This is a genomic window from Achromobacter sp. SIMBA_011 (assembly GCF_046535435.1).
Classification (GTDB): Bacteria; Pseudomonadota; Gammaproteobacteria; order Burkholderiales; family Burkholderiaceae_B; genus Achromobacter; species Achromobacter dolens.
Window position 1 is genome coordinate 1 of the sequence record NZ_JAWRWN010000862.1, and the last position, 253, is coordinate 253.

The 253-nt window shown below is 58.9% G+C and carries 1 protein-coding gene; it reads left to right on the forward strand.

Features of this window, described 5'->3' with window-relative positions; all coding sequences use genetic code 11:
* Positions 1-253 (forward strand): hypothetical protein (locus SB816_RS33450; RefSeq protein WP_410548435.1); only part of this gene is annotated, 253 nt, incomplete at both ends.

Genomic DNA, 253 nt, shown 5'->3' on the forward strand with positions numbered 1-253 from the left:
GGTGACGGTTTCGGCGCTGCCGGTGACATTGCTTTCAGCAAGAACGGGTTGATCTCGGCCGATCTCAGTCGCGTGCAACTGTCGCCTGCCGATAATTACGCCGTTTCGGTCGCCGCCTCGAAGAATGGCTATAATATCAATGCTTCGGGAAAATCCGCTGATCTCCGGCCCTTCATATCCAAGCTTCGCAGCCCTTCGAGTGGGGGCGACGGCGCATCACGCTCGCAGCCATCCCTTGCCGTCAAGGCGCAGT